Genomic DNA, 21,455 nt, shown 5'->3' with positions numbered 1-21,455 from the left:
AAGTCGCGCGCAAGTGTATCAAGCCGCAAAGATCATGACTGGCGAATCGCCTTCCTCCGGGCGATGAAAGTGACGCGGTGTCACTTATCAGGCGCAATGCGCGGAAGATAAACGGAGAAGCTTATCTGCCGCGCTGCGCTTTCGAACAATCTCTGTTTGCTCTCGTCAACATCCCGCTATAGCGGTAGCTCCGGCCAAATGATGACAATAAGCGAACCCGCCAGTGTCAGGAGAACATTGGCGATGGCGTACGTGCCGGCATAGCCAAGCGCCGGAATATTGCTGCGCGCGGCATCGCTGATGATATCCATCGCAGGGGCGCAGGTACGAGCACCCATGATGGCCCCGAACAGCAGCGCACGGTTCATGCGGAGAATATAGGCGCCAAACAGGAAACAGATAAACACCGGCACCAGACTGACCAGCAGTCCTGACAGCAGCATTTGCAAACCAATGGCGCCCAGACTGCTGTTGATGGTGCCGCCCGCGCTGAGACCCACGCCAGCCATGAAGACCATCAGCCCGAACTCCTTCACCATATTTAACGCGCCCTGCGGGATATAGCCGAAAGTGGGGTGGTTGGCTCGTAAAAAGCCCAGCATGATCCCCGCGAACAGCAGCCCGGCGGCGTTGCCGACGCCGAACGAAAAGTGGCTGAACTGGAACGAGATCAGCCCGATCATAATGCCGATAATAAAGAAGGCGCAAAAGGCGAGCAGATCGGTGAGCTGACTGTGGATGGAGATAAACCCGATGCGGTCTGCAATGCTTTTCACCCGTCGGGTGTCGCCGCTGACCTGCAAAACATCGCCTTTATTCAGTACCACGCCATCGTCAATCGGCATTTCAATCTGGCTACGGACGATGCGGTTGAGAAAGCAGCCGTGATCGGTCAGCTTGAGCTGGCTGAGACGCTTGCCGACGGCGTTATGGTTTTTCACCACGATCTCTTCAGTGACGATGCGCATATCCAGCAGATCACGGTCGAAGACCTCTTTGCCGTCGCGAAAGTTGGGGTTAAGCCGGGCGTGAGCGTCTGGGTAACCGACCAGCGAAATTTCGTCGCCCAGTTGCAGCACGGCATCGCCGTCCGGGCTGGCCAGAATCCCGTTACGCCGAATACGTTCGATATAGCAACCGGTTTGCCGGTAGATGCCTAACTCTCGCAGATTTTTGCCGTCGGCCCAGGCCACCAGCTCCGGCCCGACGCGATAGGCGCGGATAATCGGCAGATAAATCTTGCGTTGACTGTCGGCGTCCAGACCGCGCTCCCGCGCGATTTGCTGGGCGCTGGTCGGCAGATCCTGATGTTGCAGTTTAGGTAAGTAGCGCGCGCCGAAGATCAGGCTGACCAGGCCGATGAGATAGGTCAGGGCATAGCCCAGGCTGAGGTGTTCCTGTTCGATGCCGAGCATGGGCGTGGCCCCGAACGCGTTCCTGAGCGTATCGCCTGCGCCGACCAGTACCGGCGTCGAGGTCATGGAACCTGCCAGCATCCCGGCGGTTAGTCCGATCCCCCAGCCGAAAACCTTACCTAATATCAGAGCAAGTACTAATGCGCTGCCGACCATAACCAGAGCCAGCATCAGATAGTTTTTGCCGTCGCGGAAAAAAATTGAAAAGAAGTTGGGGCCAGCTTCGACGCCTACACAAAAAATAAACAACATGAATCCCAGGCTGAGCGCTTCGGCATTAATGGTGAAATGTTGTTGGCCCAGAAACAATGAGACCACTAAAACTCCAATAGAATTACCGAGTTGTACGGAACCTAGCCTTAACTTCCCCAAACAAAGACCCAAACACAGAACGACGAACAGCAGCAGAATGTAATTCCCGTTTAACAAATCAGCGACGTTTATATTCATGGGATGCAACTTATTTTTTACTATTAAGTTCTTGATATAAAAGTAATTTAGGCTAAATTTACTCCATCACAAGGACGCTGGCGTCGACAGCAGAGTTGCATGAAATGAAGGGAATCAGCCGTGTCTGTAACGATTGGTGTGGCGGTCGCTATTCTAGAAGTTTATTTGCGTTACAACCAGCTGTGTATGCAGATAAAACGCGCCAAGAGCACCGTCTTGGCACATCAGGGAAATACCATGATTGGTGGCCTGTGCTGTATGACGAGGTCGGAAGGTATTGTCACCTGTTTATAGTGAGAAGACGAAGCATGGCAAACAATAAAGGTTGGGTTGGGATAATTAGTTGTCTTGTATTGTTTACACTGGTTTTTCTCAGTCAGAAGATGATGTCGTTCAAAGTGACGACGGTACAGGGAGGGAATGGCGAGCCAGGCATGTTGCTGTTTCTATTGCCGGGTATGATCTCCAGCTATCTGACGGGTTGCGACAGAATGCGCTATACCTTGATTGGCGCCTTGACCGCAGTTCCCCTTTGTCTGTGGCTGCTGCGTGCAGGCCACGCATCTTGTGGATCGTTCTGGCAAGACCTGGCGTATGTGGTGGTGTCGGTTTTCTGGACTTTACTGGGAGGGTTGCTGCTGCTGTTTCTGAGGGCGGTAGTCCGTCATTTCTTTCGCTAACAACACGCGAGGTTCGTCTTACGTCAAAAGTGCGAAGTCGCGCGTTTTGACTGCTCGAACATCATAAAAAAGGCGCGGGAAGCGCCTTCTGTTGGTTTAATGTTCATTAAGTGACGCTGTCACTTAAACAGATTCAGATGCTCTTTCGCATAAGCTTCGAAATCCGTGCAGCCGCCGATGTGCTGCTCATCCAGGAAAATCTGCGGAACGGTCTCCACGGGTTTGCCGACGGTTTTCGACAGGTCTGCTTTCGTGATCCCTTCTTCCTGAATATCCACGTAGCGATAGCTGAAGTCATCGCGCTGAGCGGTCAGTTTTTCCGCCAGTTCTTTGGCGCGTACGCAATAGGGGCAACCCGGACGTCCGAAAATTACAGCAAACATGCTTACTCCTTCATTAAAACTTAAATTTAGCCAACTCACCTACTATGCCCGCTCGACGACACAATAAAAAGCAGTCATTGCCTGTCGTATTGATTCTCTGCGGCTATCAGTACCGCACGCATGACGTTGTGAGTCGGGCGGACTGTCTTATAATTGTGGGCTAAGCGACGCTTGCTGTCGCCTCCGCATCCGTTGATTGTCGCGCCTCTCGCTGACCCTCGGCGCGACAGCCATTTTCATTACGCGTAAGGATCGCCATCGTGACACCGACTATCGATGTACTTTGTCATCACCGCTCCATTCGTCAATTTACCGACCAACCGCTGACGGAAGAGCAGCGTCAGGCCATTTTTCAGTCCGCTCGAAGCGCTTCGACCTCCAGCCTATTGCAATGCAGCTCCATCATTCGTATTACCGATAACGCGTCGCGCCAGGCGCTGGTCACATTGAGCGGCGGCCAGGCGTACGTGGCGCAGGCGCCGGAGTTCTGGGTTTTTTGCGCGGACTTCAACCGACACCTGCAAATCTTCCCGGAGGCGGAAGTGGGGCTGGCGGAGCAACTGTTGCTGGGCTGTATCGACACGGCCATGATGGCGCAGAACGCGCTGGTCGCGGCGGAATCGCTTGGACTGGGCGGCGTGTATATCGGCGGGATCCGCAACCACATCGCCGAGGTAACGGATTTGCTGGAACTGCCTGAGCAGGTGCTGCCTCTGTTCGGTCTGTGTCTGGGCCATCCGGCCGATCAGCCGGATCAAAAACCGCGACTGCCCGCCGAGTTGGTGATCCACGAAAATACCTACAAGCCGATGGACAAAGCCGTGCTGGCGCACTATGACCAGCATCTGACGGAGTATTATCAGCACCGCAACAGCAATCAACGTAGCGGCAATTGGAGCGACCATATCAGAACGGCGCTGGCGAAAGAGCAACGTCCTTTCATTCTCGATTATCTGCATCGTCAGGGGTGGATTAAACGCTGACGGCGAGCCGCGTTCGGTCTTTTCACTGGCGAGGATGACCCTTCAAGCATGTCAAGCATGAACTGGCCGTTCAGACGGCAAAAACAGGGGGACTCGGCGGCGTCGCTATTGATATACTAGACTCGCGTTCGGGCACCGTGTCAGGCAGCGAAGGTACGATGGCGTTCAAGCCGTTTTGCGCCATCGCCGTTGTCCGACAGCGTTGTGGTTGTTCGTCACTCCCCGCAAGCTTATGCGAATGCTTTGAGATGTCGCCGCTGCTTCCACCTGCGGGACAATTATTTCGGGTAAGGCCGCACTAACGCCTTGCGGGCCGGTGTTTTTTTTCACTGATGGGTAAGTAATGAGGCAAGTTTATATGGATTCAATCATCGTCCCTGATTTGAATGTGCTACGGCGGTGGCTGGATCAACTGGGCATCATTTATTTCGAATGTGACTCTTGTGAGGCGCTGCATTTACCACACATGCAAAATTTCGACGGCATATTTGATGCCAAGGTCGATATCGTCGACAAAGTCATCGTGTTTTCCGCGTTGGCGGAAGTGAAGCCGACCGCGCTTATCCCGCTGGTGGGAGACCTGAGCCAGACCAACGCCAGTTCTCTTACGGCCAAGGTATTTCTGGATATTCAGGACGATAACCTGCCTAAGCTGATCGCTTGCCAGACCTTCAGCGCGGGCGCGGGCATCAGTCTGGAGCAGTTCCGCTATTTCATGCAGCAGGCCGAAGAGCAGACATCGATGGTGATTATGGAAGCTGGTGCCAATAATCTGCTGTTTATCGGCGATGAAGAAGAGAGTCCTGCTAGTCGCGTTATCGCGCCCAGCCTTCATTGATCGTGTTATTAATCAGTAAATACCATCGCATTTTCTTATTTTTGTCCCTCAAGATTTTATTTTAGTTTTTTCGCCTATTTGCCATATATTCCACGGCATTTAGGCGACATTGGGCGTGTAGTATCAACCAAATACCAGTAAATCATTCATAAACCCCGGTTTTATCTCCCCTCTATGGTGCCTCCAGTTCAGTACGGTTATGCTTTAAAGCGGTAGTTATGCATGAGGTCCGCCGTGTTCCGACGGTCAGTCGCTATACTGAATTCTGACGCAAGTCGATGAAAACACATTGCGAATGCTGCCCTGGTCGACACACTCGCGTTATCGATTGATACACAGTTAATCCTAATTTATCCCCTGAGATGGAGGAATGAACGGATGTTCACCCAACGTAAAAAATGGTTATCGGGTGTGGTTGCCAGCGTGCTGATGGCTGCGTCCGTCACCGCATTGGCGGAAGATAAAACGCTGCATGTGTACAACTGGTCTGACTATATCGCGCCGGACACCCTGCAGAACTTCCAGAAAGAGTCGGGCATCAAGGTTGTTTATGATGTGTTTGACTCCAACGAGCTGCTGGAAGGCAAATTGATGGCGGGCAGCACCGGATTCGATCTGGTCGTACCTTCGGCCAGCTTTCTGGAGCGTCAGCTCAGCGCAGGTATTTTCCAGCCGCTCGATAAGAGCAGACTGCCAAACTACCAGAACCTCGATCCTGAGCTGATGAAACTGATTGAGCCTCACGATCCAGGTCATAAATATGCGGTGCCGTATCTGTGGGCGACCACCGGGATCGGGTACAACGTCGACAAGGTCAAAGCGGTGCTGGGCAAAGACGCTCCGCTGGATAGCTGGGATCTGGTGCTAAAACCTGAGAATCTGGAAAAGCTGAAAAGTTGCGGCGTCTCCTTCCTCGACGCGCCGGCGGAAATCTATGCGACCGTGCTGAACTATCAGGGTAAAGATCCTAACAGCACCCAAGAGAGCGACTACACCCAATCCGCCAACGATCTGCTGCTGAAACTGCGCCCGAGCATCCGCTACTTCCACTCCTCGCAATACATCAACGATCTGGCTAACGGCGATATTTGCGTCGCTATCGGCTGGGCAGGGGATGTCATGCAGGCGTCGAATCGCGCCAAAGAGGCGAAGAATGGCGTCAATATCGGCTACAGCATTCCGAAAGAGGGCGCACTGGCCTTCTTTGACGTGCTGGCGATCCCGAAAGATGCCAAGAATCTGGATGAAGCCTATGCGTTCCTTAACTACCTGTTGAAACCGGACGTGATCGCAGGCGTGACTAATTACGTCTACTACGCTAACCCGAACAAGGCCTCTTTGCCGCTGGTGAAAGACGACGTTAAAAACAACCCTGGCATTTACCCCCCGGCCGACGTTCGCGCCAAGCTGTTTACGTTGAAAGTTCAGTCCCCGAAAATCGATCGCGTGATCACCCGTTCGTGGACCAAGGTCAAAAGCGGAAAATAACGTCCCTGTTGACCTCGGCAATCAGGCGGCGACGTTCGCCTGATTGCCCCTTCATCTGTCGCAGTCAGGTGACTGTGATGTATCTTGCTTCTGCCGGAGAGCACTATTTTGAACGAAGCGATTTCCCGCCCTCAGCCTAAGACCCAAAAGGCGGCCACTCCGTTGCTGGAGGTCCGCAATCTGACCAAATCCTACGACGGACAACTGGCCGTCGATGACGTTAGCCTGACCATCTATAAGGGTGAACTCTTCGCTCTCCTCGGTGCGTCCGGCTGCGGTAAATCCACGCTGCTGCGCATGCTGGCCGGTTTCGAACGGCCGACGCAGGGGCAAATTATGTTGGACGGTCAGGACTTGTCGTTAGTGCCGCCCTATCTACGTCCCATCAACATGATGTTCCAGTCCTACGCGCTGTTCCCTCACATGTCCGTGGAGAAGAACATCGCCTTCGGCCTCAAGCAGGACAAGTTGTCGCGCGGCGAAATTAAAGATCGCGTGGCGGAAATGCTCTCGCTCGTCCACATGCAGGAGTTCGCCAACCGTAAGCCGCACCAGCTTTCCGGCGGTCAGCGTCAGCGCGTCGCACTCGCGCGAAGTCTGGCGAAACGCCCCAAGCTGCTGCTGTTGGATGAACCTATGGGCGCGCTGGATAAAAAGCTGCGCGATCGAATGCAGCTGGAAGTCGTGGATATTCTGGAACGGGTCGGCGTCACCTGCGTAATGGTCACGCACGATCAGGAAGAAGCGATGACGATGGCGGGACGGATCGCAATCATGAACCGCGGAAAATTCGTGCAGATCGGCGAGCCGGAAGAGATTTACGAGAATCCGACCACCCGGTTCAGCGCGGAGTTTATCGGCTCGGTGAACATGTTCGAAGGGCTGTTGCAGGAACGTCAGGACGATGCGTTCATCGTACAGAGTCCGGGGCTGGTGCATCCGCTCAAGGTGGCTTCCGACGTCTCGGTGGTCGACGGCGTACCGGTGTCCATCGCGTTGCGCCCCGAAAAAATCATGCTATGCGAAAACGTGCCGGAAGACGGCTGCAACTTTGCGGTGGGAGAGGTGGTGCACATCGCTTATCTTGGCGATTTGTCGATCTATCATGTTCGCCTTCAAAGCGGGCAGGTCCTCAGTGCACAGTTGCAGAACGCCTACCGCTATCGCAAAAATGCGCCGACGTGGGGCGACGAAGTGCGGTTGTGCTGGGATGCGGACAGCTGTGTGGTGCTGACGGTGTAGCAAGGGGAGCACACATCAATGACGATCTTATCTGAACAACATCAGACAACGGAGAAAACCGTCGGTCTGCTCAGGCGCTGGCGGATGCTGTATGGCCACAAGGTGGTGATCGCGCTGCCGTATTTATGGCTCCTGTGTCTGTTCATGCTGCCTTTCCTGATTGTCTTCAAAATCAGTCTGGCGGAAATGGCGCGTACGGTGCCGCCGTATACGGACCTGATGACGTGGGTCGATGGCACGTTGAATATTGCGCTGAACATCGGTAACTATTTGCAGTTGCTGTCCGATCCGCTCTACATCGAAGCTTATCTCCAGTCGCTGCAGGTCGCGGCGATTTCGACGCTGCTGTGTCTGCTCCTCGGCTATCCGCTGGCCTGGGCGGTCGCCCACAGCAAGCCGTCTACCCGCAATATTCTCTTGCTGCTGGTGATCCTGCCGTCGTGGACGTCGTTCCTGATCCGGGTTTATGCGTGGATGGGGATCCTCAAAGAAAACGGCATCCTGAACAATTTCCTGATATGGCTGGGCGTCATCGACAGTCCGCTGACGATCCTGCACACCAATCTGGCGGTCTATATTGGGGTGGTGTACTCCTATTTGCCGTTTATGGTGTTGCCGATTTACACCGCGCTGACGCGTCTGGACTATTCGCTGGTGGAAGCGTCGCTGGATCTCGGCGCTCGGCCGTTCAAAACGTTCTTCAGCGTGATCGTGCCGCTGACCAAGGGCGGTATTATCGCCGGTTCGATGCTGGTATTTATCCCGACCGTCGGAGAGTACGTCATCCCGGAACTGCTGGGCGGGCCCGACAGCATCATGATCGGTCGTATCCTGTGGCAGGAATTCTTCAACAACCGCGACTGGCCGGTGGCGTCCGCGGTGGCCACGGTGATGCTGCTTCTGCTGATCGTCCCCATCATCTGGTTCCATAAACACCAAAACAAAGCGGCGGAGGATCAGGCATGAATGATTTACCGGCAGTGCGATCCCCCTGGCGTATAGTGATTCTGGTGCTGGGATTCACCTTCCTGTATGCGCCGATGCTGATGCTGGTGGTCTACTCGTTCAACAGTTCTCGTCTGGTGACGGTGTGGGCCGGATGGTCCACGCAGTGGTATACGGCGCTGTTCCATGACTCGGCGATGATTAGTGCGGTTGTGCTCAGCCTGACGATTGCGGCGGCATCGGCGACGATGGCCGTCGTTATTGGGACGATGGCGTCGCTGGTGATGGTGCGTTTCGGCAGTTTCCGGGGTTCGAACGGCTTCGCCTTCATGCTGACCGCGCCGCTGGTGATGCCCGACGTAATCACCGGGCTGTCGCTGCTGCTGCTGTTCGTCGCGCTGGGGCATGCCATTGGCTGGCCGGCGGAACGCGGTATGCTGACCATCTGGCTGGCCCATGTCACCTTCTGCTCGGCTTATGTGACGGTGGTGGTGAGCGCGCGCCTGCGTGAGCTGGACCATTCGATTGAAGAAGCGGCGATGGATTTGGGCGCAACGCCGCTCAAAGTGTTTTTTATCATCACCGTGCCGATGATTGCCCCCGCGCTGGTCTCCGGCTGGCTGCTGGCGTTCACGCTGTCTCTGGACGATCTGGTGATCGCCAGTTTTGTCTCAGGACCCGGTGCAACCACGCTGCCTATGCTAGTCTTCTCCAGCGTGAGGATGGGCGTTAATCCTCAGATTAATGCACTGGCTTCGCTGATACTCTTGGTGGTCGGCATTATTGGTATTATCGCGTGGTGGTTTATGGCACGGGCGGAAAAACAGCGGCAACGTGATATGCAAAAAGCGCGTCAGGGCTGAGCGGCATACTGCGAGTGAGCGCCAATCCGGCCGTCATCATAACGCCACCTTGATTTGAGGTGGCGTTATTGTTTATGGGGAGGAGAGTCTTATTCTGTCTATAAAAAAGGATGCGTTGCGACTGTACCGACGCGGCACACCTGTCGCGGTGATGGTGGCGGGAACCGGTATTATCGCCACCCGCTGCGTGGGTCTGGCATTGGTGATTGGCGAGCTGGGGCTGGACGGCTTCGGCGGCTGGCTAAGCGACAGCGCCGCGCAATGGGATACTACGCTGCTGATGTTGGCGGCGTGGTTGCTGTTTTGTCTCGAGGTCCGCTGCGGTTTTGCGGTGCTGTATGGACGCGACTGGGGACGCTGGTGCTATCTGGCTTGCCAATGTCTGACGATGCTCTACATTCTCATCGCATCGGTGGCGAATGTGCTGCCGCCTATTTTTTATCTGAGCGCCGATGATGAAATGGGCGTGCTTCAACAGCTGTTGGAGCACAAGGCGGCGGATGTGGTCATGCTGCTGCTCCTGTTTGTCCCCCGGCGCAGCCAGCGCTTTTTTATGCGTCACAAATAATCTTTCGCCCAAGGGGGTGCTACAATTCGCCTCCTTTGGTTTCTTAACAGGTTTCAGATTTACCGTGATGCATTGCGCCCGCTACAACGACGGCACCTGCCGTTCCTGCCAATGGTTGGAAAAAGAGTATCCGCAGCAGTTGGAAGACAAACAGCAGCACCTTAACGAACTGCTGACAGACCATCCAGTTCGTCAGTGGCTGCCCGCGTTTCCTTCGCCGCATAGCGCCTTTCGCAATAAAGCTAAGATGGTGGTGAGCGGCAGCGTCGAGCGTCCGCTGTTGGGTGTACTGCATCGCGACGGCACCCCCGTTGACCTGTGCGACTGTCCGCTATATCCCGACAGTTTCCAGCCTGTCTTTACGGTACTGAAAACGTTTATCGCGCGGGCGGGATTAACGCCTTATCAGGTGGCTCGTCGGCGCGGTGAGCTGAAATATCTGCTGCTGACGGAAAGTCGGTTGAACGGGCATTTTATGCTGCGGTTTGTTTTACGCTCGGATACCAAGCTGAACCAACTGCGCACGGCCCTGCCGTGGCTGCAGGAACAGCTGCCGCAGCTGGCGGTGATCTCCGCCAACATCCAGCCCGTGCATCAGGCGATCATGGAAGGGGAGCAAGAAATTCCGCTCAGCCGCCAGCAGGTGCTGGAGGAAGCGTTTAATCAGATACCGCTCGGCATCCGTCCGCAAAGTTTCTTCCAGACCAACCCTGATGTGGCGGCTTCGCTATACGACACCGCCCGGCGCTGGGTACAAACGCTGCCGGTCCGCAGCCTGTGGGATCTGTTCTGCGGCGTGGGCGGATTTGGACTTCACTGCGCGACGCCGGAGATGACGTTGACCGGTATTGAAATCAGCGCCGAGGCTATCGCCTGCGCGCGACGCTCCGCTGAGCAGATTGGGCTGAATAAAGTGCACTTTGAGGCGCTGGACTCGACGCGGTTTGCCACCGGAGAAGGCGCGGTGCCGGATTTGGTGATTGTGAATCCGCCTCGTCGCGGCATTGGGGACAATCTTTGTCAGTATCTGAGTCGGATGGCGCCGCCGTACATCCTGTACTCCAGCTGTAATGCTCAAAGCATGGCGAAGGATATGTCGCGGCTCGCGGGCTATCGCGCTGAGCAAATCCAGCTGTTCGATATGTTTCCGCATACCGCGCACTATGAAGTGCTGACCTTGCTGAAACGGGAAGCGTAAATTCAGTGCAGGGCGTCAGCCCGGGAATAATGTCGATGGTAAACGTCGGCGAGTGGAGACGGGCAGGCGAGGTAAAGCATACAAAAGGAGAGCGGTGGTGAATGGGGCGGGGTGAAGTCGGGCCGCACCGCAGCCCGATGACGTTAGCGAGTGTTCGACTTACTGCGCCGGGAACCACTTATCGCTAATCGTTTTATAAGTGCCGTTCGCCTTCACATCGCTCAGCGCCTGATTCAATTTCGCCAGCAAGGCGGTGTTGTCCGGACGTACGGCAATCCCCAGACCGATGCCGAAGTAGGCCGGGTCGGTGATTTTTTCACCCACAGTTCCCAGTTCAGGATTGTTTTTCAACCATTCATTGACGACCGCGGTATCACCGAATACCCCATCGATACGGCCGTTTTTAAGGTCAATGATGGCATTTTGGTAACTATCGTAAGACACCGTCTGTATCTCAGGATGCTTCTCGTTGAGGTATTTCTGATGAGTGGTGCCGTTTTCCATACCGATACGCTTGCCCTTGAGATCGGCAAATGTAGCGAATTTCCCTTTCTGCGAGATCACAATGGCGGAGTTGGCATAGTAAGGTTGTGAAAATGCGACCTGCTTGCTGCGTTCCGGTGTGATGTCCATACCGGAAATGACAGCGTCGTAACGACGGAATTTCAGTGCCGGGATGAGGCTGTCGAAAGCCTGATTGGTGAAAGTACATGTCGCCTTCATTTGCTCGCACATCGCCTTGGCCAGATCGATATCGAAGCCGGCAATCTGATTATTCGCATCCATGAATTCGAACGGCGGATAAGTCGCCGACGAGGCAAACCGAATGCTGTCTGCTGCCGTCGCGCCAAAGGTCATTCCCGCCAACAGCGTGGCAAGTACCAATTTCTTCATTGTGTTCACTCCAGATCGTTATTGTTAGACGAAATCACGGTCCGCCCTAGAGGCTTACCTTGCCATTGAGTGAATTTATATGCAAACAAAACAACTATAAATTCAATAATGCACAGGACATAAATGGTATTACAGGATAGGAGCGCTCACCGATAAGCGACGTATTCCACTCATCGCAGTGGGCATACTGAGTGCATAAAAAAGCCCGAGAGAGTCGGGCTCTTTCGGGCTGGCAAATCACGATTGTGCGTCGTTACGCATCGTGACTTTCAAAGGCCAGAGCCCTGCGTTCAACCATCCGCAGAATTAACGTTAGCAGACCATTCACACAAAGGTAAACGATGCCGGCCGCGCCGAACACCAAAACGTCATAAGTCCGGCCATACAGCTGTTGTCCGTAGCCCATCACATCCATTAGCGTAATTGTGTAGGCGAGGGACGTTCCTTTAAACACCAGCACGACTTCGTTCGAGTAGGACGACAGCGCGCGTTTGAAGGCGAAAGGCAGCAGAATGCGCAGCGTCTGGCGTTTGTTCATCCCGAGGGCTGCGCAGGACTGCCATTGACCGTCCGGAATAGCGCGCACCGCGCCATAAAACAGCTGAGTGGTGTAGGCGGCGCTATTAAGCGCCAGCGCGATCATGGCGCACAACCACGGCTGAGAGAACAGCGACCACAGCCAGGGGATCTGCTTAATGGCGTCGAACTGGCCCGGACCATAGTAGATCAGGAAGATCTGCACCAGCAGCGGGGTGCCGGTAAACAACGTAATGTAAGCGCGGGAGACCGTGGAGAGCAGCGGCGTCTTCAGCGTCAGCACGATAGTTAGCAGCAGCGACAAAAACAGCGCCACAATCAGCGCGGCGACCGTCAGCGTGATGCTGGTATGCAGCCCTTTGAGCAGCTCAGGAATATAGTCAAGCATCAGGAGGGCCTCCGTTCGAAGCGAGTCGCGCGGATTTCAATACGTTTGAGGACCCACTGGCTCAACAGGGTGATAACCAGATAAATGGCTGCCGCCATCATGTACCAGGTGAAGGGCTCCTGCGTACGCGTTGCAATGCTTTTGGTCTGCAGCATGAGATCGTTGACGCTGATGAGCGAGACCAGCGCCGTGTCTTTCAGCAGCACCAGCCACTGGTTTCCCAGCCCCGGCAGCGCATGGCGCCACATCTGCGGCATGATGAGACGGCGGAAGATCGCGCCTTTCGTCATTCCCAGCGCCTGCCCGGCCTCCCACTGACCGCGCGGAACCGATTTCAACGCGCCGCGCAGCGTCTGGGACGCATAGGCGGCGTACAGCAGGGCCAGTGCGATCACGCCACACAGGAACGGGCTGACCTCAAATGTTTCAATATCCAACTGCACCGGGATTTGGAACAGATACAAATTAATGCTGAATCCGTCCGCCAGAATCAGCAGCAGCTGGGAAGAGCCGAAGTAGATAAACAGCACGACCAGAATTTCCGGCAGGCCGCGCAGCAAAGTCACCAATGCGGTGCCGCAGGCGCTGACGATTTTCCAACGCGCCGTTTCCCACAGGGCAAACAGCATCGCCAAAATCAGGCCTAAAAACAGGGCGCAAAGGGCAAGGCCGACGGTCATTCCGGCGGCGCTGGCTAAAGGGTGTAATTCAATCATCGGATATCAGACTATTGCTGGAACCATTTTTGATAAAGGGCCTGGTAAGTCCCATCCTGTTTGATGCTGTTCAGCGCGTCATTGAATTTCTGCAGCAGCGCATCATTATGCAAACGAACGGCGATGCCCAGACCGGCGCCAAAGTACGCTTTGTCCGTCACCTTATCGCCGACGACGGCCAGATTGGGGTTCTGCTTCAGCCATTCGTTGACCACGGCGGTATCCCCGAATACGGCAGAAACACGGCCGTTTTTCAGATCCAGCACCGCATTCTGATAGCTGTCATAAGGCACGACGGTGATGTCCTGATGCGTTTCCAGCAGGTACTTCTGATGGGTGGTGCCATTCTGCACGCCAACGCGTTTGCCATTCAGCGCGGAAACATCCTTCACGCTGTCTTTCTGTGCGATGAACAGTGCGGAGTTGTCATAGTAGGGTTGGGTAAAGTTGACCTGACGCTGACGCTCGGGTGTGATATCCATGCCAGCGATGACGGCATCGAAGCGACGGAATTTCAGGCCCGGTATCAGGCTGTCGAACGACTGATTGTTGAACGTGCAGGTCGCTTCCATTTTCTGACACAGAGCTTTAGCCAAATCGATGTCAAATCCCTGAATCTGGTTATCCGCACCGACAAATTCGAAGGGGGGATAAGAGGCTTCAGTGGCGAAACGCAGGGTGTTTGCTGCGCTGGCTGACAGGCTCACTCCGGCAAGCAGCGCGGCCACAAATACCTTTTTCATAGGGCTTTCCTGAATCATCAGTGTGATAGGTAGCTGGCAAACTCTTGGGTTTGCGGCTGGGTGAAGTGCGTGGCGTCGCCATGCTCCACAACGCGTCCGTCTTCCATATACACTACGCGGCTGGCGGTTTTACGCGCGAAATCGACCTCATGCGTGACGATGACCTGGGTGATGCCGGTTTGGCTCAGCTCCTGAATGATGCCCACGACCTGTGCGGTGATCTCCGGGTCCAGCGCCGCGGTGGGTTCATCAAACAGCAGGACCTGAGGTTCCATCATCAGCGCACGGGCAATCGCGACACGCTGCTGCTGCCCGCCCGAAAGATGCAGCGGATAGCGGTCGGCGAAGTCGTTCAGGCGCAGGCGTTTCAGCAGCTTTTCAGCACGAGCGTGAGCCTCCTGACGGCCTAAACCCAGCACGCGGCAAGGCGCTTCGACCAGGTTCTGCTGCACCGTGAGATGCGGCCACAGGTTATATTGCTGAAACACCATCCCTACGTTCTGGCGGAGTTCGCGAATCGCGTCGTCGCCCGGCGTACGGGTGAAGTCAAACTGGTTACCGGCGATAGACAACGAACCGGAACGCGGCATCTCCAGCAAGTTTAGCACTCGCAGAAGGGAGCTTTTTCCCGCGCCGCTGGGACCTAGCAGGACCAGCGTTTCACCGGCCGGGCAGTCAAGGGTGACATCGAACAGCGCCTGATGCGCGCCGTAGAAACAGTTAATGCTGTTTAGTTGAATACTCATGCGCAAGAATTGAATAGACATTGATGCCGCAAATGGTAACGTTGGCAGAATAGTTATGCAATCGCCACGGGTTAAAATTTGCAGACAGGCGTTTTATTGCCCACTTAACAGCATAAAATAACGATATCCCGTCCTCATCTCCTGATTTCTCAGGTGATAAACTCACCCAATAAACGATTTTTATCGCCGGCTTGATCTTCAACAGGAAAACAGCGGTGGATCCGCCGAAGGGATCACTGCGCCAGCAGGCTATACTTTTGTCTCGGATTTAGCGCAGACGGCGTCACTTTTTTATTGTCACTGCGCGAACATCCTAACGATGTATTCGACGACTCATCCGCATTTCTCAAGGAGATTGCCATGCAACTGTCTACAACCCCCACGCTGGAAGGCTTTGTGATTACCGAATACTGCGGCGTGGTCGCGGGCGAAGCGATACTCGGCGCGAACATCTTCCGGGATTTTTTCGCCGGGATCCGGGATATCGTCGGCGGCCGTTCAGGCGCTTACGAGAAAGAATTGCGGCGCGCGCGCCAGATAGCGTTCAAAGAGCTGGAAGAACAGGCGGCCGAATTAGGCGCCAATGCCGTGGTGGGCATCGATATTGATTATGAAACCGTCGGCAAGGACAGCAGTATGCTGATGGTCACCATCAGCGGCACTGCCGTCAAAGTCAGCCGCTGACGGTTGCGAGCTCATGCGTCGTGTGCTGTTTTTCGGTTTACTGGCGCTGCTGGCCGGATGCCGGGCGCCCGTCACGGCCGTGCCAGCAGCGCACATTGGCCAAGACTACCAACTGTCTACGGCGGATGTGTCGCGCAATCAGACCTCCCGCGTCAAACTACTGGTGATTCACTATACCGCGGAGGACTTCGCCAACTCGCTGCGACTTCTGACGCGGGGCGAGGTCAGCGCGCACTATCTGATCCCCGAAAAGCCGCCGCTTAGCGCGGGCGTCCCTGTGGCATGGCAGCTGGTGCCGGAGTCTCAGTCCGCATGGCATGCCGGGATCAGCTATTGGCGTGGTGGGGTTCAACTGAATGCTGTCTCCGTGGGGATCGAGCTGGAGAATCAAGGTTATCGTTGTGCGCTATTAGGGGGATGCCGATGGGCGCCGTATCCGCCGGAGCAGGTGACGCTACTGACGCATCTGGCGCGGGATATCCTGGAACGCCACCAGATTGCGCCTCAAAATGTGGTCGCCCACAGCGATATCGCACCGCAACGAAAGGTTGATCCCGGGCCGTTATTCCCCTGGAAAGCGCTGGCGGAGGCCGGTATCGGCGCCTGGCCTGATGCGGACAGGGTAGGGTTTTATCTGGCGGGCCGCGCGCTGGATGAGCCGGTCGCAGTTCGCCCGCTGTTGGATAAGCTGGCTCGCTATGGCTACGAGGTCAGTGATTCGATGACGGCGCAACAGCAACAGCGTGTGATTGCGGCATTTCAGATGCATTTTCGCCCCCAACGCTACGACGGTGTTGCCGATGCGGAAACCGAAGCTATCGTCGATTCGCTGCTGGAGAAATACGGGGGTCAGTAGTGGAAGTTCACCCGCTCCGTTGGCTCAGGCGACGAATAGCGCGATCAGAACTGGCGACAGTAGGCTCAGTATGAAACCGTGCACGATGGCGGGCGGAACCATATCGACGCCGCCGCTGCGTTGCAGTACCGGCAGGGTGAAGTCCATCGAGGTGGCGCCGCACAGGCCCAGTGCGCTGGCGCGCCGGGATTGAATCAGGCTCGGGATCAGCATGATGGCGATCAGTTCCCGCGCCAAATCGTTAAAGAACGCCGCGCTGCCGATGACCGGACCGTAGGCGTCGGTCATCAAAATGCCCGACAGTGAGTACCAGCCATAGCCGGAAGCCATCGCCAGACCGGTTTTTAAAGGCAGGTCGAGCAGCAACGAAGCCAGCGCGCCGCCGCACAACGCGCTGACGGCCACGACACCGGCGATAATCGTGCCGCGACGGTTGATAACGATTTGCCGCAAGGTCATACCGCTGTTGCGCAGTTGGATCCCAACCAGGCACAGCAGCACAAGCAGCGCGTATTCTCCGCCCGAGGCGGCGAACTTCAAGAACGGCCATTGGCTCAGTCCCAGCAGGAACCCCGCGAACACCACCCCGCAGAGCTGCAGCGACTCCAGCATCATTTTTAGTCGGGAAGGGATCTCCTCATGGGAAACCGCCGTGGACGTCCAGGCGCTGCGTTTTTCCAGCAGCCACAGCGCCAGCAGATTCGCCGCGATAATGCAGGCGGTGCAGACGGCGGCATAGTGCAGTACGGCAAGCAGGTTGCTGCCCAGATTCTCCAGAAAGGCCAGACTGATGCCCATCAGGAACAGGATTACATATACCATCCAGCTTAGTAGCCGGTTCACGCCTTGCAGTAGGGTTTTATTGCGCACAGGGATCAGATAGCCGAGTACCAGCGGCAGCAGAATAATCAGTAATCCTGAATACATGGTATAGATTTTCCTTGGGAGAGTGGCGTGGTTTGGCTAGCGTGATAAGTTGTAATTGTGTGATTTTAAATAAAAAACAAAAATGGGTAAAGCAGTGATGATGGGGGGGACTTGACCCTGTCGGCGGTTTGTCTCCATGCTGATAATGACGTAACCAATGAGGAGTGGCGGATGTATCTGGAAGGCGTTGATATCCTTGGTTTCCGGGGGATTAACCGGCTGTCTCTGGCGCTGGATGAAAATACGGTCCTGATTGGCGAGAATGCCTGGGGGAAATCCAGCTTGCTTGATGCGCTCTCTCTGCTGCTGTCGCCCGCGCCGACGCTCTACCATTTTCAGTTCGACGACTTCCATTTCACCCCAGGCGACGAAACCAGCCGCGAAAATCATCTGCAGGTCATTTTCACCTTTCGCGAAACTGATGTCGGTCATCATCAATCCACGCGCTACCGTCAGCTGTCGCCTTTGTTTATCCACGGCGAAGATCGCCTGAAACGCATTGTTTATCGGCTGGAAGGTGAGGTCGATGAGTCGAAAGCGGTCAAGACCAGGCGCAGTTTTCTGGATGAGCATGGGCGAGCGCGTTCTCTGCCGAATATTGATGCGCTGGCGCAGGCGCTGATTCGTCTTCATCCGGTGCTCAGGCTGCGGGATGCGCGTTTTATGCGGCGGCAGCCCTCGCCGTCGATCGAACCGGCGGTCGAGCACGGAGAGCTTCTGGCACAGCAGTTTGAAACGCTGGTGGAGGCGTTGGGGCAGAACCCTAATCGCATGACCAACCGTGAACTGCATCAAGGCGTGGCGATTATGCGTCAGCTGGTCGAGCACTATTTTTCTGAGCAGAATGCGGCGCCCAGCGAACGTCATCAGCGACATGCGCGTCTGGGCGGCGGCCGCTCATGGCGAGCGCTCGATACCCTCAACCGCATGATGGTCGGTCCTAATAGCCGTAATCATCGCATCATTTTGCTCAGCCTGTTCGTGACGCTGCTACAAGCGAAAGGTGCGGTGAGGCTCGACCCGGAGGCCCGTCCGCTGTTGTTGATAGAAGATCCGGAAACCCGTCTGCATCCGATTATGCTTTCCGTCGCCTGGGGCCTGTTAAGCCAACTGCCGCTCCAGAAAATGACCACGACCAACTCCGGCGAATTACTGTCGCTGGTGCCGGTAGAACAGCTGTGCCGCTTGGTGCGAAATGCCACCAAAGTGGCAACCTATCGCCTTGGCCCACAAGGCATGTCGGTAGAAGACGCGCGCCGTATTGCCTTCCACATTCGCATCAACCGCCCCGCGTCGCTGTTTGCCCGCTGTTGGCTGCTGGTCGAAGGGGAAACCGAAGTCTGGATGATTGGCGAGCTGGCGCGTCAATGCGGTCACCGTTTCGGCGCGGAGGGCGTGAAGGTGGTTGAGTTCGCGCAGGCCGGGCTGAGGCCGCTGCTCAAATTCGCCCAGCGCATGGGAATCGAATGGCATGTGCTGGTTGACGGCGATGACGCTGGTAAAAAGTATGCCGCGACGACTCGAAGTCTGCTGGTGGATCAGCATGAACATGAACGCGATCATTTGACGGTGCTGCCGGCGCGAGATATGGAATATTTCATGTATAAGAGCGGCTTCGCTCAGGTTTATCACCGCGTCGCGCAGTTGCCGGATAATGTGCCGCTGTCGCCAGCCAAAGTTATCACCAAAGCCATTCATCGTACTTCCAAGCCGGATCTCGCCATAGAAGTGGCCATGGAAGCGGCGGCAGGCGGCGAAGAGGCTATTCCGCCGCTGATTCGTCATATGTTTTCACGTGTACTGTGGCTGGCGCGGGTGCGGGCTGATTAGCGACGACAGATGACAAGAGGGCGGTCGACAGGCTTTACCCTCTTAATAAAACTTTTATTTCACGCACTCGTCCCTATTTTCCTCTCCTGAAGAGGCCACGTTTCATTATTGGTTATCTCTCATCAAGCACGAATGAAATTTTTACAGAACAAGGTAAAATTATTATAATCGCGCCGCTTTTTGTTGTTTCTGGTTTATATGAAACCTCAATTTTACTGCAGCAATAAAATAAGGATATGTTTTTAATGGAAAAGGCAAAGGCGATACTCTCTTCTCGACCCATTTTTATTTCTCGCCCAGGCATTGCCAGCAGTTTAGGCGCTTTTATTGTGGCTTTGTTAATGTTATGTGTCGCATTGGCGTTCGCTAAAAGTGAAGTGCCTGATATTTATCGCGACTACATTATCAATAAAAGCCCGTTGATCATTGAGGATGCCGGTATTTCCCAGGGTAAATGCCGAATGAAATATAGCATCACGATCTGCTCTGCGGATGTGGAGTACAAATATAAGAATGAAGTCCATGCCTCAGAGATAAATATCATGTTTCTGGATACTTCGCGCGGCAATTACATGACGGATGTCGTCATCTCGTCCGAGCATCCGGAAATGGCGACGCTGACACTGGGATTGGACAAGTTGAATAACCGAATCATCGCCGCCGGCGGACTTATCGGCGCTTTGCTTATTCTGGCGGCGCTGTCATTTAATAACAGCGTGAAATTTTTTCGCGCTGGGCGTAAAGCGAAATGCCTGTCGGAATTAACGCTCGTTCCTGTCGAACTCACCGACATCAGAAAATCGTTTTTCATGCGCGTGCAGCCGTATACCTATATCGGCGAAGATAAAAAGAAAATCAAACTAGCTAGTCTGCTGAAACGCAATGAACAGCCCATTTATTTGGATGAGAGCATGAAACAGGGATGGGCGGTACTTATCAAAGAGGCCAATATTCCTATTTTGTTAGACGATCGTTTGATGCGACTGGAACTCAGCGATGAAGAGCGAGAATCGCTTCGCACCGCATTCGAACTCTGATCGCGAGCGCGTCACACCGTCATCTTCGCCACGGTGTGAGTGAGAATGGTCACCGGGTTAAAATTCATTAACCTGCGCAGTAGATAAGATAAAAAGGCTGGCCACCTTGGTGACCAGCCTTGCAGGCAGATTTAGCGCCGACAACGCGCCATCATCGGTCAGTTGTCAGGCCACCGGCTCGTCAATGAACGGCACGATCAGGCTGGCGTGATTGCCTTTTGGTCCCTGGTGCACACTGTAATTTACCACCTGGCCCGCTTTCAGAGTGCGGTAGCCGTCCATCTGAATGGTGGAGTAGTGTGCGAAAATGTCTTCCCCTCCGCCCTCTGGGCAAATAAAACCAAAGCCTTTGGCGTTATTGAACCATTTAACAGTACCCGTCTCCATACATCTCCATCCTTCGTAAGCGTATTTTTACGGTGGGGTTATTGGTTAAGGTAAAATCAAATTGATTAAAACTTCATCAATCACACTAAGACTCTATTAAAATTGCCTGGGTCGTCAAGCACGATGGATTGGGCGGCGCGTCGGCATCGCCAAACTTTGATATGGATAACGGAATGGTGGGGAAGATTACGCCTATCGCAGAAATGGGTTGATGTCCTTTTGTTGCCGGGTGATTTTGGTCCGGCAATGGTAAAATAAAAAACAGACGTGCTACTGTTAAGTACAGTGGACCAGGGCAAGATACAGTTAAGATTTGGAAAAACGATGGGAAATCATAGTACGTGGTCGCACACTGAGGACCAGACCAAGGCTCGCCATGCCGAAGCATTGCAGCCGCCGTCCATGTATAACGTTGTGCTCAACAACGACGATTACACGCCGATGGAATTTGTTATTGACGTACTGCAAAAGTTTTTTTCTTATGATATCGAACGTGCAACGCAACTGATGCTTACGGTTCATTACCAGGGAAAGGCGATCTGCGGCGTATACAGCGCTGAAGTGGCAGAAACCAAAGCCGATCAGGTTAATCGTTATGCTAAAGATAACGAGCATCCGTTGCTATGTACGCTGGAAAAAGCCTGATTTAAGGCAATA

General features: G+C 54.6%; 22 protein-coding genes and 1 pseudogene. 14 read left to right on the top strand and 9 right to left on the bottom strand.

Annotation, left to right across the window (positions count from 1 at the left end):
- Positions 1 to 176: 176 nt before the first annotated feature.
- A complete protein-coding gene (locus SB13_RS11425) occupies positions 177 to 1,865 on the bottom strand; it encodes an aspartate:alanine antiporter (RefSeq protein ID WP_026740481.1) in 1,689 nt (562 codons plus the stop codon).
- 104 nt (positions 1,866 to 1,969) lie between these two features.
- On the opposite strand from SB13_RS11425, the gene ybjM reads away from it, so the two are divergent.
- The gene (gene ybjM, locus SB13_RS18175) at positions 1,970 to 2,545 is read left to right on the top strand and encodes an inner membrane protein YbjM (protein ID WP_394296374.1); all 576 of its coding nucleotides are present in this window, start codon (positions 1,970 to 1,972) and stop codon (positions 2,543 to 2,545) included.
- 119 nt (positions 2,546 to 2,664) lie between these two features.
- Here the strand turns inward: ybjM and SB13_RS11415 are convergent, their stop codons facing one another.
- The gene (locus SB13_RS11415; protein WP_026740479.1) at positions 2,665 to 2,928 is read right to left on the bottom strand and encodes a GrxA family glutaredoxin; all 264 of its coding nucleotides are present in this window, start codon (positions 2,926 to 2,928) and stop codon (positions 2,665 to 2,667) included.
- A 260-nt stretch (positions 2,929 to 3,188) separates the two neighbouring features.
- Here SB13_RS11415 and nfsA point away from each other — a divergent pair, with 260 nt between their 5' ends.
- The 8 genes and pseudogenes from nfsA (at position 3,189) to rlmC (ending at position 11,053) form a co-directional block, all read left to right on the top strand.
- A complete protein-coding gene (gene nfsA, locus SB13_RS11410) occupies positions 3,189 to 3,911 on the top strand; it encodes an oxygen-insensitive NADPH nitroreductase (RefSeq protein ID WP_026740478.1) in 723 nt (240 codons plus the stop codon).
- Between the two features lie 358 nt (positions 3,912 to 4,269).
- Positions 4,270 to 4,749, top strand: coding sequence for a type III secretion system chaperone family protein (locus tag SB13_RS11405; RefSeq protein ID WP_026740477.1), 480 nt, complete (start codon positions 4,270 to 4,272; stop codon positions 4,747 to 4,749).
- Between the two features lie 378 nt (positions 4,750 to 5,127).
- On the top strand, positions 5,128 to 6,237 hold the full coding sequence (gene potF / locus SB13_RS11400; RefSeq protein WP_026740476.1) for a spermidine/putrescine ABC transporter substrate-binding protein PotF: 1,110 nt from the start codon (positions 5,128 to 5,130) through the stop codon (positions 6,235 to 6,237).
- 108 nt (positions 6,238 to 6,345) lie between these two features.
- The gene (gene potG, locus SB13_RS11395; protein ID WP_026740475.1) at positions 6,346 to 7,479 is read left to right on the top strand and encodes a putrescine ABC transporter ATP-binding subunit PotG; all 1,134 of its coding nucleotides are present in this window, start codon (positions 6,346 to 6,348) and stop codon (positions 7,477 to 7,479) included.
- Positions 7,480 to 7,497: 18 nt separating this feature from the next.
- A pseudogene (gene potH / locus SB13_RS11390) lies at positions 7,498 to 8,427 on the top strand (putrescine ABC transporter permease PotH); the annotation flags it as partial.
- A 14-nt stretch (positions 8,428 to 8,441) separates the two neighbouring features.
- Positions 8,442 to 9,287, top strand: a complete 846-nt coding sequence (gene potI, locus SB13_RS11385; protein WP_026740473.1) for a putrescine ABC transporter permease PotI — start codon at positions 8,442 to 8,444, stop codon at positions 9,285 to 9,287.
- Positions 9,288 to 9,402: 115 nt separating this feature from the next.
- A complete protein-coding gene (locus SB13_RS11380; RefSeq protein WP_036150614.1) occupies positions 9,403 to 9,855 on the top strand; it encodes a YbjO family protein in 453 nt (150 codons plus the stop codon).
- A gap of 67 nt (positions 9,856 to 9,922) precedes the next feature.
- A complete protein-coding gene (gene rlmC, locus SB13_RS11375) occupies positions 9,923 to 11,053 on the top strand; it encodes a 23S rRNA (uracil(747)-C(5))-methyltransferase RlmC (protein ID WP_026740471.1) in 1,131 nt (376 codons plus the stop codon).
- A 159-nt stretch (positions 11,054 to 11,212) separates the two neighbouring features.
- Here the strand turns inward: rlmC and artJ (SB13_RS11370) are convergent, their stop codons facing one another.
- From artJ (SB13_RS11370) to artP, 5 genes are all read right to left on the bottom strand, one after another.
- A complete protein-coding gene (artJ, locus tag SB13_RS11370) occupies positions 11,213 to 11,947 on the bottom strand; it encodes an arginine ABC transporter substrate-binding protein (RefSeq protein WP_026740470.1) in 735 nt (244 codons plus the stop codon).
- Positions 11,948 to 12,200: 253 nt separating this feature from the next.
- Positions 12,201 to 12,872: an arginine ABC transporter permease ArtM gene (gene artM / locus SB13_RS11365; RefSeq protein ID WP_026740469.1), complete on the bottom strand. Its 672-nt coding sequence runs from the start codon at positions 12,870 to 12,872 to the stop codon at positions 12,201 to 12,203.
- Complete coding sequence (gene artQ / locus SB13_RS11360; protein ID WP_026740468.1) at positions 12,872 to 13,588, bottom strand: arginine ABC transporter permease ArtQ; 717 nt, start codon at positions 13,586 to 13,588, stop codon at positions 12,872 to 12,874. Before artQ ends, artM begins: the two co-directional genes overlap by 1 nt.
- A gap of 11 nt (positions 13,589 to 13,599) precedes the next feature.
- Entirely contained in the window at positions 13,600 to 14,331 is a 732-nt protein-coding gene (gene artJ / locus SB13_RS11355) for an arginine ABC transporter substrate-binding protein (RefSeq protein ID WP_026740467.1), read from the bottom strand.
- Positions 14,332 to 14,348: 17 nt separating this feature from the next.
- The gene (artP, locus tag SB13_RS11350) at positions 14,349 to 15,077 is read right to left on the bottom strand and encodes an arginine ABC transporter ATP-binding protein ArtP (RefSeq protein ID WP_200872302.1); all 729 of its coding nucleotides are present in this window, start codon (positions 15,075 to 15,077) and stop codon (positions 14,349 to 14,351) included.
- 360 nt (positions 15,078 to 15,437) lie between these two features.
- Between artP and SB13_RS11345 the strand changes: the two genes are divergently transcribed.
- Positions 15,438 to 15,761 (top strand): heavy metal-binding domain-containing protein, encoded by a 324-nt coding sequence (locus SB13_RS11345; RefSeq protein ID WP_026740465.1) that lies wholly within the window; start codon positions 15,438 to 15,440, stop codon positions 15,759 to 15,761.
- Positions 15,762 to 15,774: 13 nt separating this feature from the next.
- Positions 15,775 to 16,617: an N-acetylmuramoyl-L-alanine amidase gene (locus SB13_RS11340; RefSeq protein ID WP_026740464.1), complete on the top strand. Its 843-nt coding sequence runs from the start codon at positions 15,775 to 15,777 to the stop codon at positions 16,615 to 16,617.
- 24 nt (positions 16,618 to 16,641) lie between these two features.
- Here the strand turns inward: SB13_RS11340 and SB13_RS11335 are convergent, their stop codons facing one another.
- Positions 16,642 to 17,544, bottom strand: coding sequence for a LysO family transporter (locus tag SB13_RS11335; RefSeq protein WP_026740463.1), 903 nt, complete (start codon positions 17,542 to 17,544; stop codon positions 16,642 to 16,644).
- Between the two features lie 171 nt (positions 17,545 to 17,715).
- On the opposite strand from SB13_RS11335, the gene SB13_RS11330 reads away from it, so the two are divergent.
- Together SB13_RS11330 and SB13_RS11325 are read left to right on the top strand one after the other, a co-directional pair.
- A complete protein-coding gene (locus SB13_RS11330; RefSeq protein ID WP_026740462.1) occupies positions 17,716 to 19,374 on the top strand; it encodes an ATP-dependent nuclease in 1,659 nt (552 codons plus the stop codon).
- Between the two features lie 245 nt (positions 19,375 to 19,619).
- Complete coding sequence (locus SB13_RS11325) at positions 19,620 to 20,411, top strand: hypothetical protein (RefSeq protein WP_026740461.1); 792 nt, start codon at positions 19,620 to 19,622, stop codon at positions 20,409 to 20,411.
- 165 nt (positions 20,412 to 20,576) lie between these two features.
- Here SB13_RS11325 and cspD read toward each other — a convergent pair whose 3' ends face one another.
- Positions 20,577 to 20,798 (bottom strand): cold shock-like protein CspD, encoded by a 222-nt coding sequence (gene cspD, locus SB13_RS11320; RefSeq protein ID WP_026740460.1) that lies wholly within the window; start codon positions 20,796 to 20,798, stop codon positions 20,577 to 20,579.
- Positions 20,799 to 21,122: 324 nt separating this feature from the next.
- Between cspD and clpS the strand changes: the two genes are divergently transcribed.
- Positions 21,123 to 21,443 carry an ATP-dependent Clp protease adapter ClpS gene (clpS, locus tag SB13_RS11315; RefSeq protein ID WP_026740459.1) on the top strand — a complete coding sequence of 107 codons (321 nt, stop codon included), beginning with the start codon at positions 21,123 to 21,125 and terminating at the stop codon, positions 21,441 to 21,443.
- The last annotated feature ends 12 nt before the right edge of the window (positions 21,444 to 21,455 follow it).

The organism is Lonsdalea quercina subsp. quercina, assembly GCF_000688695.1.
Classification (GTDB): domain Bacteria; phylum Pseudomonadota; class Gammaproteobacteria; order Enterobacterales; family Enterobacteriaceae; genus Lonsdalea; species Lonsdalea quercina_D.
This window is presented reverse-complemented; position numbering and strand designations above follow the sequence as displayed.

Coding starts and splice junctions, on each gene's coding strand:
- SB13_RS11425 (WP_026740481.1), bottom strand. CDS start 1,865: ATGAATATAAACGTCGCTGATTTGTTAAACGGGAATTACATTCTGCTG.
- ybjM (WP_394296374.1), top strand. CDS start 1,970: ATGAAGGGAATCAGCCGTGTCTGTAACGATTGGTGTGGCGGTCGCTAT.
- SB13_RS11415 (WP_026740479.1), bottom strand. CDS start 2,928: ATGTTTGCTGTAATTTTCGGACGTCCGGGTTGCCCCTATTGCGTACGC.
- SB13_RS11405 (WP_026740477.1), top strand. CDS start 4,270: ATGGATTCAATCATCGTCCCTGATTTGAATGTGCTACGGCGGTGGCTG.
- potF (WP_026740476.1), top strand. CDS start 5,128: ATGTTCACCCAACGTAAAAAATGGTTATCGGGTGTGGTTGCCAGCGTG.
- potI (WP_026740473.1), top strand. CDS start 8,442: ATGAATGATTTACCGGCAGTGCGATCCCCCTGGCGTATAGTGATTCTG.
- rlmC (WP_026740471.1), top strand. CDS start 9,923: ATGCATTGCGCCCGCTACAACGACGGCACCTGCCGTTCCTGCCAATGG.
- artJ (WP_026740470.1), bottom strand. CDS start 11,947: ATGAAGAAATTGGTACTTGCCACGCTGTTGGCGGGAATGACCTTTGGC.
- artM (WP_026740469.1), bottom strand. CDS start 12,872: ATGCTTGACTATATTCCTGAGCTGCTCAAAGGGCTGCATACCAGCATC.
- artQ (WP_026740468.1), bottom strand. CDS start 13,588: ATGATTGAATTACACCCTTTAGCCAGCGCCGCCGGAATGACCGTCGGC.
- artJ (WP_026740467.1), bottom strand. CDS start 14,331: ATGAAAAAGGTATTTGTGGCCGCGCTGCTTGCCGGAGTGAGCCTGTCA.
- artP (WP_200872302.1), bottom strand. CDS start 15,077: ATGAGTATTCAACTAAACAGCATTAACTGTTTCTACGGCGCGCATCAG.
- SB13_RS11345 (WP_026740465.1), top strand. CDS start 15,438: ATGCAACTGTCTACAACCCCCACGCTGGAAGGCTTTGTGATTACCGAA.
- SB13_RS11340 (WP_026740464.1), top strand. CDS start 15,775: ATGCGTCGTGTGCTGTTTTTCGGTTTACTGGCGCTGCTGGCCGGATGC.
- SB13_RS11335 (WP_026740463.1), bottom strand. CDS start 17,544: ATGTATTCAGGATTACTGATTATTCTGCTGCCGCTGGTACTCGGCTAT.
- SB13_RS11330 (WP_026740462.1), top strand. CDS start 17,716: ATGTATCTGGAAGGCGTTGATATCCTTGGTTTCCGGGGGATTAACCGG.
- SB13_RS11325 (WP_026740461.1), top strand. CDS start 19,620: ATGGAAAAGGCAAAGGCGATACTCTCTTCTCGACCCATTTTTATTTCT.
- cspD (WP_026740460.1), bottom strand. CDS start 20,798: ATGGAGACGGGTACTGTTAAATGGTTCAATAACGCCAAAGGCTTTGGT.
- clpS (WP_026740459.1), top strand. CDS start 21,123: ATGGGAAATCATAGTACGTGGTCGCACACTGAGGACCAGACCAAGGCT.